The 13,543-nt window shown below is 31.2% G+C and carries 14 protein-coding genes; 1 reads left to right on the top strand and 13 read right to left on the bottom strand.

The genetic code is table 11. The features are described from left to right. Window positions 1–4: 4 nt before the first annotated feature. Window positions 5–355: an Asp23/Gls24 family envelope stress response protein gene (locus KPL44_RS05870; protein WP_216104670.1), complete on the bottom strand. Its 351-nt coding sequence runs from the start codon at window positions 353–355 to the stop codon at window positions 5–7. Between the two features lie 195 nt (window positions 356–550). On the opposite strand from KPL44_RS05870, the gene rpmB reads away from it, so the two are divergent. Then, window positions 551–742, top strand: coding sequence for a 50S ribosomal protein L28 (gene rpmB, locus KPL44_RS05865; protein WP_071613258.1), 192 nt, complete (start codon window positions 551–553; stop codon window positions 740–742). Between the two features lie 293 nt (window positions 743–1,035). Here the strand turns inward: rpmB and KPL44_RS05860 are convergent, their stop codons facing one another. From KPL44_RS05860 to coaBC, 12 genes are all read right to left on the bottom strand, one after another. After that, window positions 1,036–1,206: a hypothetical protein gene (locus KPL44_RS05860; RefSeq protein WP_216104672.1), complete on the bottom strand. Its 171-nt coding sequence runs from the start codon at window positions 1,204–1,206 to the stop codon at window positions 1,036–1,038. 123 nt (window positions 1,207–1,329) lie between these two features. Next, a complete protein-coding gene (locus tag KPL44_RS05855; RefSeq protein ID WP_216247973.1) occupies window positions 1,330–1,965 on the bottom strand; it encodes a thiamine diphosphokinase in 636 nt (211 codons plus the stop codon). A 41-nt stretch (window positions 1,966–2,006) separates the two neighbouring features. Further along, complete coding sequence (gene rpe / locus KPL44_RS05850) at window positions 2,007–2,657, bottom strand: ribulose-phosphate 3-epimerase (protein ID WP_216247972.1); 651 nt, start codon at window positions 2,655–2,657, stop codon at window positions 2,007–2,009. Continuing rightward, a complete protein-coding gene (gene rsgA, locus KPL44_RS05845) occupies window positions 2,654–3,523 on the bottom strand; it encodes a ribosome small subunit-dependent GTPase A (RefSeq protein WP_216247971.1) in 870 nt (289 codons plus the stop codon). Before rsgA ends, rpe begins: the two co-directional genes overlap by 4 nt. Window positions 3,524–3,561: 38 nt before the next feature. Next, a complete protein-coding gene (pknB, locus tag KPL44_RS05840; RefSeq protein ID WP_216247970.1) occupies window positions 3,562–5,514 on the bottom strand; it encodes a Stk1 family PASTA domain-containing Ser/Thr kinase in 1,953 nt (650 codons plus the stop codon). Next, complete coding sequence (locus KPL44_RS05835; RefSeq protein ID WP_216247969.1) at window positions 5,489–6,235, bottom strand: Stp1/IreP family PP2C-type Ser/Thr phosphatase; 747 nt, start codon at window positions 6,233–6,235, stop codon at window positions 5,489–5,491. Before KPL44_RS05835 ends, pknB begins: the two co-directional genes overlap by 26 nt. A gap of 12 nt (window positions 6,236–6,247) precedes the next feature. Then, a complete protein-coding gene (rlmN, locus tag KPL44_RS05830; protein ID WP_216247968.1) occupies window positions 6,248–7,285 on the bottom strand; it encodes a 23S rRNA (adenine(2503)-C(2))-methyltransferase RlmN in 1,038 nt (345 codons plus the stop codon). Between the two features lie 46 nt (window positions 7,286–7,331). Then, on the bottom strand, window positions 7,332–8,660 hold the full coding sequence (rsmB, locus tag KPL44_RS05825) for a 16S rRNA (cytosine(967)-C(5))-methyltransferase RsmB (RefSeq protein ID WP_216247967.1): 1,329 nt from the start codon (window positions 8,658–8,660) through the stop codon (window positions 7,332–7,334). 21 nt (window positions 8,661–8,681) lie between these two features. Beyond that, the gene (gene fmt / locus KPL44_RS05820; RefSeq protein ID WP_216247966.1) at window positions 8,682–9,611 is read right to left on the bottom strand and encodes a methionyl-tRNA formyltransferase; all 930 of its coding nucleotides are present in this window, start codon (window positions 9,609–9,611) and stop codon (window positions 8,682–8,684) included. Window position 9,612: 1 nt separating this feature from the next. Next, window positions 9,613–10,062, bottom strand: a complete 450-nt coding sequence (gene def / locus KPL44_RS05815) for a peptide deformylase (protein WP_216247965.1) — start codon at window positions 10,060–10,062, stop codon at window positions 9,613–9,615. Window positions 10,063–10,102: 40 nt separating this feature from the next. Next, entirely contained in the window at window positions 10,103–12,304 is a 2,202-nt protein-coding gene (gene priA / locus KPL44_RS05810; protein WP_216247964.1) for a primosomal protein N', read from the bottom strand. 48 nt (window positions 12,305–12,352) lie between these two features. Beyond that, window positions 12,353–13,543 (bottom strand): bifunctional phosphopantothenoylcysteine decarboxylase/phosphopantothenate--cysteine ligase CoaBC, encoded by a 1,191-nt coding sequence (gene coaBC, locus KPL44_RS05805; RefSeq protein ID WP_216247963.1) that lies wholly within the window; start codon window positions 13,541–13,543, stop codon window positions 12,353–12,355.

Here is a 13,543-nt window from a genome sequence, read left to right as displayed (position 1 = left end):
CCCCTTAAACCCTTACACCTTGTACGTTTACAGTTATTTCTGCAACTTTTAGTCCTGTATAATTTTCAACGTTATATCTTATTTTTTGAATTATATTATTTGCTATTATTGAAATTTTTGTTCCATATTCAACAATTATATATAATTCGATAAATAGTTTATTTTCTTTAGAATTAATTTTAACTCCTTTATTTAAACCATCACTTTTAATTAATTGCCAAAATCCATCCTTGGCATTTTTAAGAGCCATGCCCACAACTCCATAACACTCCGTTGTAGAAATGCCAACTATGTTAGCTAACGCTTCCTCTGAATAATATATAATACCATTCTCGTTTGTAATGTTACCTATCATTGTAATTCCTCCTTATAAAGCTATATAGATTATATTATATTATATCACTAATTTATTCAACAAAATAATTCTATAATTATTATCATTAGTAATTATAGAATTTTTAACTTGCAAGAGTAGTAGTATCTATGTTACAATAATGCGTGTTTCAATTGAGAAGAATTTTTTCTTCATAGTCTTAAGGAGGTGTTTTCATTGTCAAGAAAATGCGAAATATGCGATAAAGGTGTTGTTTCAGGTAGCCAATATAGTCACTCACACCGTGAATCAAAAAGAAAATGGGCTCCAAATATTCAAAAAGTTAAAGCTATAGTTAGCGGAACGCCTAAGTCTATACATGTATGTACTAGATGTCTTCGTTCAGGTAAAGTACAACGTGCTATATAATTTAAAAATGAAAATGCAGCTTTTTAGCTGCATTTTTTATTTCAATGCAACTTTAAAGTTGCATTTTTTTATTTAAATACAACTATAACCTTGCATTTTTACTCTTCTATGTTATTTTTTTAAAAAAAATCTGATTATTCGGGACATAAATTTCGGTAATTTAATAGCCACAATTCTCATTTCCTTACCTCCCAAACATAATATATATAAATATTTAATTATAATCTTTTAAAAACTAAAAATCACTAAACTTTATTAATTTATTGAAATACTTCCCATATATTCTACATATCCTAACAATGATCGTTATGATTCATTATACTAAAACCAAAATAAACAATTCCTCCTCCCACAACGATTATCCACCACCAAAATGGAACTATTACTACTGTTATGATTCCTATTCCTAAACATGTTATGATTACTCCAAGTTGTCTTTGTAAACACCTAAACCACCTTTTCATAAGTTATTCCCCTCTCAAAGTATTCCAATAGTATTATATGATTTACTTTTAATAATGTTTACAAAATAAAAAACTATTTTTTTATTGAAGTAATCAATAAAAAAATAGTTTTTTATATAAATATTAATCTTTTGATAATATTATCATCAGTGTTCCAGCTTTAAATTTTAGTTTAACTTGAGGACATGCAAACTCATTTGAAATACTTATACTTTCCCCAATTTTTAAATTGTAATTATATAAAGGATACTTCGCTCCTTCAATCGTTAATCCGATTATTTCATCACCATAAGATTGTACTGAAAATATCTTACCTACGATGCCATTTAATAGTGTTGAATCATTAACTAACGTAATAATATTATTATCATCCTTAATGCTTGCTTTAACATTGTTTTCTAAGCAAATCTTAATCATCCCAATATTACCAAGCAGGTGATCAATTCTACTGCCTGTGCATCCTAAAAGCACTATTTCACTTGCCTTCATATCTATAGCCTTCCTAACTGCAATTTCAGTATCAGTAAAATCTTTTTCTGTCGGATAAATATCTATGGTACATTTGTTTTTTTTATAATAATCCAATATTTCTTTATCTATGCTATCAAAATCTCCTACAAGTAAATCAGGCTTAATATTATAGTGATATAAACAATTAGCACCACTGTCAGCTGCAATTAAAAATATGTCCTTTGTCATTTCATTTGTGAGTAATTTCTTTGAGGGAGGCGCCCCTCCAGATATTATTATAACTTTCATGTCAATCATCACCTTCGAAGCTGTTAATCATATAAAAATCATTAAATTCCAGCTCTTAATTTTTTTATATTTTTTTCAATATCATCATTTTTAAATACAGCCGACCCAGCTACAATTACATTAGCACCACTACTCACAACACCATGAATATTAGATTCGTCAATTCCACCATCCACTTGAATCATAATATCCTTATTATAAATATTTGAAAGTTCTCTAACTTCTTTAACTTTATCCGAGCAGTATTCAATAAATTTCTGTCCTCCGAATCCCGGGTTTACTGTCATAATAAGCACCATATCAATATTACTTATTAAATGCTTTATTAAAGCTACAGGAGTGGCAGGGTTTAATGCAACTCCTACTTTAACCCCAAAACTTTTTATATAGTTAATAGTTCTATCAATATGCCTATCGGTTTCATAATGAACAGTTATGATATCAGCACCCGCATGTACAAATTCTTCTACATATCTAGATGGTTCTTCTATCATAAGATGTACATCAAATGGTAGCCTTGTTAGTTTTCTAATACTCTTAATAATTGGAGTACCAAAAGAAATGTTAGGTACAAACATACCATCCATTACATCAATATGAATCATATCAGCACCATATGCATCTAATTGCTTAATATGTTCCCCTAGCCTTGAAAAATCTGCTGACAGTATTGATGGTGCTATTTTTATCATTTTCTATTCCCCCTAGCAATAATTTCCTCTAAAGTTTTTATATAAAATTTATATCTATCTCTGTAAACTTCATTAGCCTCTACAGCTTCCTTAACTCCACAATTAGGTTCCTTGTAATGCATGCAATTAGAAAACCTACATTCATATCTATATTTTTCAAATTCAGGAAAACAATGCTGTAATTGTTCTTTCTCTATAAAATCTAAACTTAATGATGAAAACCCTGGAGTATCTAATAAGAATCCTTCCTCATACTCAATAAGCTCACTATGACGTGTGGTGTGCTTACCTTTTTGTGATTTTTTACTTATGTCTCCAGTTTTCATGGCTTCTCTTCCAAGTATACTGTTAAGTATAGTTGACTTTCCGACTCCAGACGGTCCACAAAAAACAGATATATTATTTTTTATCTTCGCCCTTAGCTCGCCAAGGCCCTCTCCCTCTTTTGCTTTTAAAAATACTATATCACATCCAACACTTTCTAATTCTTTTATAAGGTCCTCATCAACTTTTTCAATTAAATCCAACTTATTTAAGCAAAGAACTATTTTTAGTCTATAATGCTCGCAAAGCACTAAAAATTTATTTAGAAGTTCCATATTTAAATCAGGTTTCTTAAATGCAAAAACTACAAATGCTTGAGTAACATTAGCAACTACTGGGCGTATCATCTCTGTTTCTCTTGTAAAAATCTTTTCAATTACACCCTTTGTATCGTCTGTCTCTAGCATTATTTCTACTTTATCACCAATAACAGGAGAAAGTCCAGTGTACCTGAACTTTCCTCTTGCCTTACATTCTATTACCCTATCTTTAACTTTTACAAAATATAAACCACCTATACCTTTTGTGATTACTCCCTGCATATATCCTCCACCATTTACCTTTAATTTAATATTTATTTTTACTGACCATTTTTGGGATTTTTATTTGTTGTTGGATCAGTTTTAGTTGGGTCCTGAGTCGTTGCCTTAGATGTTAAAGTTATAGTATCTCCAGCACTTACCTTAGTTCCTGCATCCTTATCTTGCGTTTGAATTATATCTTCATCATTACCCGATACCGATATGTTTACATTGTTTTGAGAAGCTAAATCCCTTGCATCTTTAACAGTTTTTCCCTTAAATTCCGGAACATCAACTTGCTGTTTTTCAGGTGCTTTATAAGTATAAATACCAACCCATACAGAACTCCCCTGCGTAACACTCGTATTCGGATCAATACTTTGACTAGAAATTTTGCCATCCAAAGATTTATCAGTAGTTGGTATTTGTTTTTTATCGCCTAATGTCAAATTACTATTTTGCAATAATGTCGATGCTTGATCTAGCGTTTTTCCAAGTAAACTTGGAACCTGTGTAACCTTAACTTTTGGTCCCGTGCTTATTACTAAATCTACTTTATCAGCCTTTTGAACTAAGCTACCTTCAGTAGGATCTTGCCTTATTACAATACCACTAGCAACGGTATCACTGGACTCCTCTATAACATTACTAAGTACCAATCCGTTATTTTCTATACTAACTTTTGCAGAAGGTCTATCCATTCCTATAACCGAAATCATCTTGAACCCATCTGGACCTTTGCTCACGTAAACTCTTACTTCTGAATTTTCTTTTACGTCTGTTCCCTCATCAGGAAAACATTCTGTAACAACACCTTTTGGTTCATCACTAGTTACCTCTTTAGAAACTGCAAAAGTTAACTTTTTTGCTATTACTAATTTTTCTGCAGCCGCCTTATCAAGTCCTATTATTTTAGGGACTAATATCTTAGCTTCAACTGTTGCATTATTGTTAGCAATTGATTTTATATATACGAACCCTACAGCACTACATATAACAATCAATAAAATTATTAAAGCAGCAACTATTGTCTTTTTTTTATTTTTATTTTTATTTTTGCTTTCATTTTTATTCTCGGCCATTGGCTCTGGACTTTCAACCACATCCTCTTCTTTTTCATAGTCAGCCATATTTACAGGCGCCATAACTCTTGTGTACTCATTATCCATACTATTACTAGCAATAGTATACTCACTATTATTTTGTATTCTCTGAAGATCCAAATACATTTCTTTAGCAGTTTGATACCTCTTTATAGGTTCCTTTTCTATAGCTTTTAATATTAATTTATTCAAATTTTCTGGAACCTTGTTATTTATTTCCTTAGGCGGAACAACTTTTTCTCGTATATGTTTTAAGGCTACCGATACTGGACTTTCCGCATCATAAGGCACTCTACCTGTAACCATCTCATAAAGCACTATTCCAAAGGAATAAATGTCTGTTCTACAGTCTACAAAGCTTGCTTTAGCTTGTTCTGGCGAAAAATAATGTGCTGATCCCATTACAGTGCTAGTATTAGTTATAGTAACGGAACTAGCCGCTTTTGCTATACCGAAATCTGTAACCTTAACTGTTCCATCTTCAGTTACCAGAATATTATGAGGTTTTATATCCCTATGTATAATGTTGTTCTTATGAGCGCACTCAAGTGCTTTTGCTATTTGCATACCATAGTCTAATACTAACTCAGTATTCATGCTACCATTTTCAACTATAATTTCTTTCAGAGTTTTTCCTTTTATATATTCCATTACTATATAGTTAATATCCCTTTCACTTCCAACATCGTAAATATTAACTATATTATTTGATGAAAGGCTAGCTACAGACAACGCCTCTTTTTTAAATTTTTCCATGAAGTCTATATTATTTGAGAACTCTTCTTTTAGTATTTTTACAGCAACAAAACGATTGAGTAAGTGGCACTTAGCTTTATAAACTATTGCCATTCCACCCTCTCCAATTTTTTCAAGGAGTTCATATCTACTCCCTAATATGGTTCCTATCATCTCTGCACTCTCCTTCAAATACGATAACAGATATGTTATCGCGTCCACCATTAAATTTGCTTAGGTCAACTAACATTTTGCAACTTGTATCATTATCATTTTCAACAATAATATCATACATTTCAGAATAAGTCACATCATTAGTAAGACCATCAGTACATAAAATACATTTGATTACATTAGTCAAATCAAGGTCAAACAAATCAACTTCTACTAACTCATTTGTTCCAAGTGCCCTTGTAATAATATTTTTATTTGGATGATTTCTTGCCTTTTCTTCAGTTATAGTTCCATTATCTAACAGCTGTTGTACTAGAGAATGGTCTCTTGTAACTTTTACTAATTTTCTTTTACTATCTATAATATAACAACTACTGTCCCCTACATTTGCAACAACCATTTCATTCTGTTTTCTAATACAAATTGTTATAGTTGTCCCCATCCCTTTAAGAGAATCGTTTTGACTAGCCATATCATAAATTTCCTTATTTGCACTTTTTATGCCTTCTGAAAGAACTTTTTTAAGTTCTTTCCCTTTGTGATTATTCTTTATATATTCCATTATAACCTTAATAGCTATATCACTTGCTACTTCTCCAGCATTGTGTCCTCCCATGCCATCCGCAACAATATAAATATCGTAATCACTACTTTCTAAATAACCTACAGAGTCTTCATTTATTTTTCTAACATTCCCAACATCTGATAAAACCCCAAGCATTGTTAAACCCCCTCATTTAAGTTCTTCACCTTTAATATGGCTTCTTCTAAGCTGTCCACATGCAGCATTAATATCTAGCCCCATTTCTCGTCTTATCGTTGTCTGAATATTATTAGCCTCAAGCACCCTCTTAAATTCAGCCACATCATCATTTGAAGATCTCTTTAGTTCATTTTCTTTAATCTCATTAACCGGGATTAAATTAACATGGCATAACATATCTTTTAACAAAGCGCTTAGTTTCTCTGCATCTTGCTTACTATCATTAAGACCCTTAACAAGAGCATATTCGAATGTTATTCGCCTATTAGTTTTATCTATATAATACTTAGAAACATCAATAATTTCTGCAATAGAATACTTATTTGCAATTGGCATACTCTTCACTCTGATTTCATCACTAGGCGCATGAAGCGAAATAGCAAGTGTAGTTTGCATATTAAAATCCGCAAACTCTTTGATTCTTGGAACTATACCACATGTAGATATAGTTATATGCCTTTGTCCAATATTTAGTCCATTCTCAGAATTCACTATTTCAAGAAATTTCATTACATTGTCAAAATTATCAAATGGTTCCCCACTTCCCATTAGTACAACATTAGAAATTCGTTCACTAATAAGCTGCTGTGCTTTTAATATTTGAGCAAGCATTTCTCCCGGCGATATATTCCTAATCATTCCACCTATAGTAGATGCGCAAAATTTACAACCCATTCTGCATCCTACTTGAGTAGATATACATATAGAATTTCCATGTTTATATTTCATAACAACACATTCAATTAAATTACCATCACCCAGTTCAAAAAGGTATTTTCTTGTATCATTATGTTTTGATGTATATTCTTCTATAAGCCTAGGTATTCCTATATAAAAATTAGTTTGCAACTTCTCTCTTACACTCTGTGGTATATTATTCATATTTTCAAATTCACAAATATCCTTATAAATCCAGTCAAATACTTGCTTAGCCCTAAATTTACTTTCCCCATTGCTTTTCATCCACTGTTTTAGTTCCTCTAAATCCATATCTAATATATTTATCATTTTACACACCCAATCATTTTATACACTCACGAGTTTTACAAGGCCACTATGACTTTATAAGTTTGGTTATAAAAAAGCCATCCATGTATTCATTTGGAAATATAGTAGCATAACCTTTGTCACTATATTTTATATTATCAAATTCACCAAAAAATACAGGTTCTATCTTAAATTCTGAGTGTGACTCTATAAACCAATCAATATTACCTTCATTTTCATCTTTGTTTAGGGTACATGTTGAATATACAAGTACTCCTCCTTTTTTTACGTATTTTGAAGCATTATCCATTATACGTCTTTGTATTTCTATTATATTATTTATATCTTTTATATTTTTGCTCCACTTTATTTCAGGTTTTTTTCTAATGATTCCTAGCCCTGAACATGGCACATCTATAAGTACTCTATCCGCATATTCAAATAAATCCTTGTCAAAGACAGTAGCATCTTGAACTTCACAAGTTGTATTGGTAATTCCTATTCGCTTTATGTTTTCTTCGATTAAAGATAATTTGTTTTTATGCACATCAAACGCCAGAACCTTACCTGTATTTTTCATAAGCTCTGCTATATGTGTTGTTTTTCCACCTGGTGCACTACAAAGGTCTAAAACTTTCATATTTAGTTTTAAATCCATAGAAGGTGCTGTAAGCATTGCACTCTCATCTTGAACCGTTATATTACCTTCGTTAAATAAAACGTTATTCTCTATATTTTTTCCTTTAATAATTCGGATTGCTTCAGATGATGCATAACCTTCTTCTATATTATAGCCATTTTCTATAAGTTTTTCCCATATTTCTTTATAAGTTAATTTTAAAGTGTTAACTCTAACTGTAACATCAGGCTTATAATTTAAACCTTTAAGAATTTCTTCAGCCTTTTGAGGTCCATATTGCTTTATAAAGAGTTTAACAAGCGCCCTCGTAAATGAATACTCAAAACATAATCTTTCAATATCATTTTCTCCATTGTAATACTTTGCATCTGTTTCCCTAAGGTAACTTCTAAGTACACCATTAACAAGCTTTGATGCTCCTATATTACTCTTTTTCTTAGTTAAATTTACAGCCTCATTTACAGTTGCAAAACTCGGAACTTTATCTAAATACCTAATTTGATAAACTGATATTCTTAATATATTTAAAACAAAACTTTCTAACTTATCAAAACCATTTTTAACGAAGTGTTGCAATATTTTATCTATAGTATACTTATATTTTAACGTTCCATAAACTATTTCTGTAACTAGAGCTTTATCTTTATCGCTTAGCTCTGATTTATTAAGTTCTAATCCTAAAACAATATTCGAATAAGCATTGTCATTTAATACTTTTTCTATAACTGTAACTGCTACCAGTCTACTATTACTCATACCCTTACCTCAATTTCACTTTTATTTAAGTATCATACCTACATCTATTTTATTACCTATTATATAATCCTTTACCTTTAAAGGCTTTTTACCTGGAAATTGAATCTCCTCAATAAGTAAAACCCCACTTCCAGTTGATACCTTTAACCCCTCTTTTGAAACATCTATAATACATCCAGCTTGCTTACTTGATAACTCATTTAATATTTTCGACTTATATATTTTCATTACAATATTGTCATAATGAGTATATGCAGTTGGTGTTGGATTTAAACCTCTTATAAAATTATGAATATCAGTATTACTACATGCCCAGTCAATACTTGCCATTTTCTTACCTAGCTTAGACGCATATGAGCTAATACTATCCCCTTGTTTAATAGGTTTAATTTTATTATTTATTACTGCATTTATTGTTTCAACTAATAACTGTGCACCGCTACTACTAAGAATGTCTGTAAGTTCCCCTGCTGTAATATCAGTAGTAATTTCAACTTCATTTGTTAAGAGAATATCACCGGTATCAAGGCCAACATCCATAAGCATTGTTGTGTTACCAGAAGTACTCTCACCATTAATTATACACCAATTTATAGGTGCCGCCCCCCTGTATTTTGGCAATAAAGATGCATGCAAATTTATACATCCATATTTAGGGATATCTAATACTTCCTTTGGAAGTAATTGTCCAAATGCTACTACTACAATAAAATCTGGTTCTAAATTCTTAATTATATCTATCATTTCATCATTATTTTTAAGTTTTAGAGGTTGATATACCGGTATGTTACATGAACTTGCCAACTGCTTAACCGGTGACATAGCTAATTTTTTTCCTCTTCCTTTTGGTCTATCAGGCTGAGTAAAAACAGCAGAAACTTCGAATTCATTTATAAGTGATTGCAGAGATGGCACTGAGAATTCCGGTGTACCCATAAAAATTATCTTCATATTATTCCTCACCCTCTATTGCTTTGTCTATAAACAATATACCATCCAAATGATCAATTTCATGGCAAAGCGCCCTTGCAAGAAGACCTTCTCCCTCAATTACTATCTTCTCTCCCAAATCATTTAATGCGGATACTTTTACTTTTTGGGGCCTATCAACATTCTCTTGTGTTCCTGGTATGCTTAAACAACCCTCACTTGCGATTTGTGAACCCTCCATCTCAATGATCTCTGGATTTATTAATGCTATAGGACCATCTCCAATATCAATAACAACTATTCTTTTTAAAATGCCAACCTGAGGCGCCGCAAGTCCTATCCCATTAGAAATATACATAGTCTCTTTCATATCTTTGATTAACAATAAAATTCTTTGATTAATTTCACCTACTACTCTGCTTTTTTTCCTTAATAGCTCATCACCATATATTCTAATTGTTCTTGTTGCCATGTGTTACCCTCCTTATAAATAAATTATAATTTTTGTGCTGCTAGATCATATTACTTGGATTAATATCTATACTAACTCTTATACTGCTATAAACATTTTTTACTAATTCATAAACTGAATTCTTTATTTCTAGAGCAATTGTTTCGTTAATATCACCTTTAATAATAATTTGCCATCTGTAGAAATTCTTAATTTTAGAAACCCCACAAGTACATGGTCCCAGCAGTGTAATTTTATTGTTATCTTTGATCTTATATTTTAAATTTTCGCCAACATTTTGTATATTTTTTATTAACATATTTTCATCCTCAGAACTCATAGTTATAACTAAAATACTTGCAAAAGGCGGATAATCCATAGCCTCTCTCATCATAATTTCATTTCTATAAAAACTATCATAATCATTGCTTGCTGCATACTTAATTGTTAACTCATCTGCACTATACGTTTGAATAACAACCTTACCTTCCTTACTACCCCTACCCGATCTTCCTGAAACTTGAGTAAGTAGTTGAAATGTCCGTTCAAACGCCCTATAATCTGGTAAGTTAAGTGATAAATCAGCAGCTATTACTCCCACTAATGTAACATCTTTAAAATCTAAGCCTTTAGCAACCATTTGAGTTCCAATTAGAATATCTGCTCCTTTATTTTTGAAGGTATTATATATATATTCATAAGAATTTTTTTTCCGTGTTGTATCAAAGTCCATTCTTAATGTTCTTGCACTTGGAAAAATTCTATTAATTTCTTGTTCAATTTTTTCTGTTCCAACACCAAAATATTTCACATAACTACTGCCACAACTAGGACAAACTTTACTAATCTTTTCCTTCTCACCACAGTAGTGACATGTTAAGTATTCACCTGCGCTATGATATGTTAATGAAATATCACATTTTTTACATTTAAAAACATAACCACATTTTCTGCAGGATACAAATGTCGAAAATCCTCTTCTATTTAGAAACAAAATTACCTGTTCATTTTTACTTAAACACTGCGTAATGCCATCATGTAGCGACTTGCTAAATATTGAGCGATTGTTGTTCATAAGCTCTTCCCGCATGTCTACAATTTCTACTTTTGGCATTGCTGCACCATCTGCTCTCTCATTAATAGTAATTAATGAAAGCTCATTTATGGTAGACTTATAATAACTTTCGACTGATGGTGTAGCTGATCCTAGTATTAGTTTACAATCTTCAAGTTCACATTTCATATATGCTATTTCACGAGCATCAAATTTCGGATCACTATCTGATTTATAACTAGCCTCGTGCTCCTCATCTATAACAATTAATCCTAAATTTTCAAAAGGTAAAAATATAGCTGACCTTGCTCCAATGGCAATTTGGGTATTTCCAAGCTTTACTCTCATCCATTCGTCAAAACGCTCGCCATCTGACAATCTACTATGAAAGACCGCGATTTCAGGACCAAACCGCCCTTTAAATCTTTCAACCATTTGAGGTGTTAACGATATTTCTGGTATAAGTATTATAGATTGCTTATTTTCCTTTAACATATAACTAACCAATTTCATATATATTTCAGTTTTTCCACTACCGGTAACTCCATGAATTAAGAATTTATTTTTCTTAGAATTCATTATAAAATCCACTGATTGGCGTTGCCTTTCATTCAGTATTTTTTCTTCGTACTTAGCATAATGTTTTTGATTATACCTATTAATTGTAACCTCTTGCACAATTAAGAACCCATGTTTAATCATTGTATTGATTGACGATAATGATAATTTAAAATTTTTACTAAATTCATTTTTATTATATTTCATTTTATTTAATTCTATTAAGTCATAAATATTCTTATAAGGTTCATTTAAAAATTTGCCCTCTATTGGCTTACCTACAGTTAATAATAGTGAGGTCTTCTTTTTTATTCCCTTTGTTATTCCCCTGGGAATAATAACTTTTATACACTCTAGATAAGTGCAAAGATACTTTTTTTTCATGATTTTTACAAGTTCAATATCGGTTATTTTAAGAAGAGGCATTTCATCACATATGTTAGTTATTTCCTTAATGTAACTCACATTCTCACATTGCTGATAAAGTTCTAGTACAAAAGCATCTAATGTTCTGTTTCCTCTACCAAATGGCACTTTAACTCTAAATCCTAACTGTAAAACACCTAATAAACTAGTAGGTATTTTATATGTAAAAATTTTATCCACTTGAACTGAATCGTTATTCACTACAACTCCAGCATACTGATACACTTAATCACCCTTTTAATTTTATAATTTTCTATAATATAAAAAAGCGCATTAGCGCTTTTTATTTATTAAATTAAACAATTCCCTAGCAACTTGTTTCTTAGACATTATGTCTAATGCTATTGGATCATTATCTTTGCTTAAAATAATCACTTTATTCTCTTCAGTTCCAAACCCACTGTCTGTTTTTGTTATATCATTAGCAATTATATAATCCAAATTTTTCTTAAGTAGTTTTTCTTTCGCATTTTCAAGTAAATCATTACTTTCTGCTGCAAAACCTACTAAAATTTGCTTCTTTTTATGTAATCCAAGCTCTTTTAAAATGTCGTTATCTCGTACAAACTCTAAGTCTAAAGTATCTTCACTTTTCTTGATTTTAAAGTTAGAGTATACCTTAGGTTTATAATCAGATACAGCTGCCGCTTTTATAACTATATCACTATCTTCATAATTGCTTATTACAGCGGTCCTCATCTCATCATTAGTATTTATCTTAATTATACTTACACCAAAAGGTGCTTTTTCATTACATGGTCCAGATATTAAAGTTACATCTGCCCCTCTGTCTCTTGCTTCTCTAGCAATTGAATAACCCATTTTCCCTGTTGACCTATTAGTTATAAATCTTACAGGATCAATAGGTGCAATTGTAGGTCCAGCTGTAACTAAAACCTTAGTCCCTATCATATCCTTTATAGGATATAATTTACTCATAATTACTTCAAAAATATCTTCAGTTTGTGCAAGTTTTCCTTCTCCTATGTCTCCACAAGCAAGCCTTCCTGATACCGGGGCAATAAACTCATAACCAAAACCCTTCAGTTTTTGAATATTACTTTGTAGAATTGGGTTATTATACATATTAACATTCATTGCCGGAGCAAAAATCACTGGTGCCTTAGTTGCCATAATAGTAGTAGTAATCATATTATCTGCAATTCCATTTGCAATTTTACCAATTATATTAGCAGTTGCTGGAACTACAACAAATAAATCCGCTTTTTTAGCAAGAGATATATGTTGTATCTCCCACGCTTTAGGTTCATCAAACATATCATGTATAACCATATTCTGACTAAGTGATTGAAAGCTTATTGGATTTACAAACTCCAACGCCGCTTTTGTCATTATAACATGCACATCAACATTTTCTTTTTTTAATCTACTAATAACGTCTAGAGCCTTATATACAGCTATTCCACCTGTAACACCAACAACTACCGTCCTTGTATTTTCCAT

This window comes from Clostridium sp. DSM 17811 (assembly GCF_018861905.1).
In the GTDB taxonomy this organism is placed as follows: domain Bacteria; phylum Bacillota; class Clostridia; order Clostridiales; family Clostridiaceae; genus Clostridium_AD; species Clostridium_AD frigoriphilum.
This window is presented reverse-complemented; position numbering and strand designations above follow the sequence as displayed.

Bases quoted from the DNA above. Each gene is read 5' to 3' on its own strand.
- KPL44_RS05870 (WP_216104670.1), bottom strand. From the start codon at position 355: ATGATAGGTAACATTACAAACGAGAATGGTATTATATATTATTCAGAG.
- KPL44_RS05860 (WP_216104672.1), bottom strand. From the start codon at position 1,206: ATGAAAAGGTGGTTTAGGTGTTTACAAAGACAACTTGGAGTAATCATA.
- KPL44_RS05855 (WP_216247973.1), bottom strand. From the start codon at position 1,965: ATGAAAGTTATAATAATATCTGGAGGGGCGCCTCCCTCAAAGAAATTA.
- rpe (WP_216247972.1), bottom strand. From the start codon at position 2,657: ATGATAAAAATAGCACCATCAATACTGTCAGCAGATTTTTCAAGGCTA.
- rsgA (WP_216247971.1), bottom strand. From the start codon at position 3,523: ATGCAGGGAGTAATCACAAAAGGTATAGGTGGTTTATATTTTGTAAAA.
- pknB (WP_216247970.1), bottom strand. From the start codon at position 5,514: ATGATAGGAACCATATTAGGGAGTAGATATGAACTCCTTGAAAAAATT.
- KPL44_RS05835 (WP_216247969.1), bottom strand. From the start codon at position 6,235: ATGCTTGGGGTTTTATCAGATGTTGGGAATGTTAGAAAAATAAATGAA.
- rlmN (WP_216247968.1), bottom strand. From the start codon at position 7,285: ATGATAAATATATTAGATATGGATTTAGAGGAACTAAAACAGTGGATG.
- rsmB (WP_216247967.1), bottom strand. From the start codon at position 8,660: ATGAGTAATAGTAGACTGGTAGCAGTTACAGTTATAGAAAAAGTATTA.
- fmt (WP_216247966.1), bottom strand. From the start codon at position 9,611: ATGAAGATAATTTTTATGGGTACACCGGAATTCTCAGTGCCATCTCTG.
- def (WP_216247965.1), bottom strand. From the start codon at position 10,062: ATGGCAACAAGAACAATTAGAATATATGGTGATGAGCTATTAAGGAAA.
- coaBC (WP_216247963.1), bottom strand. From the start codon at position 13,543: ATGGAAAATACAAGGACGGTAGTTGTTGGTGTTACAGGTGGAATAGCT.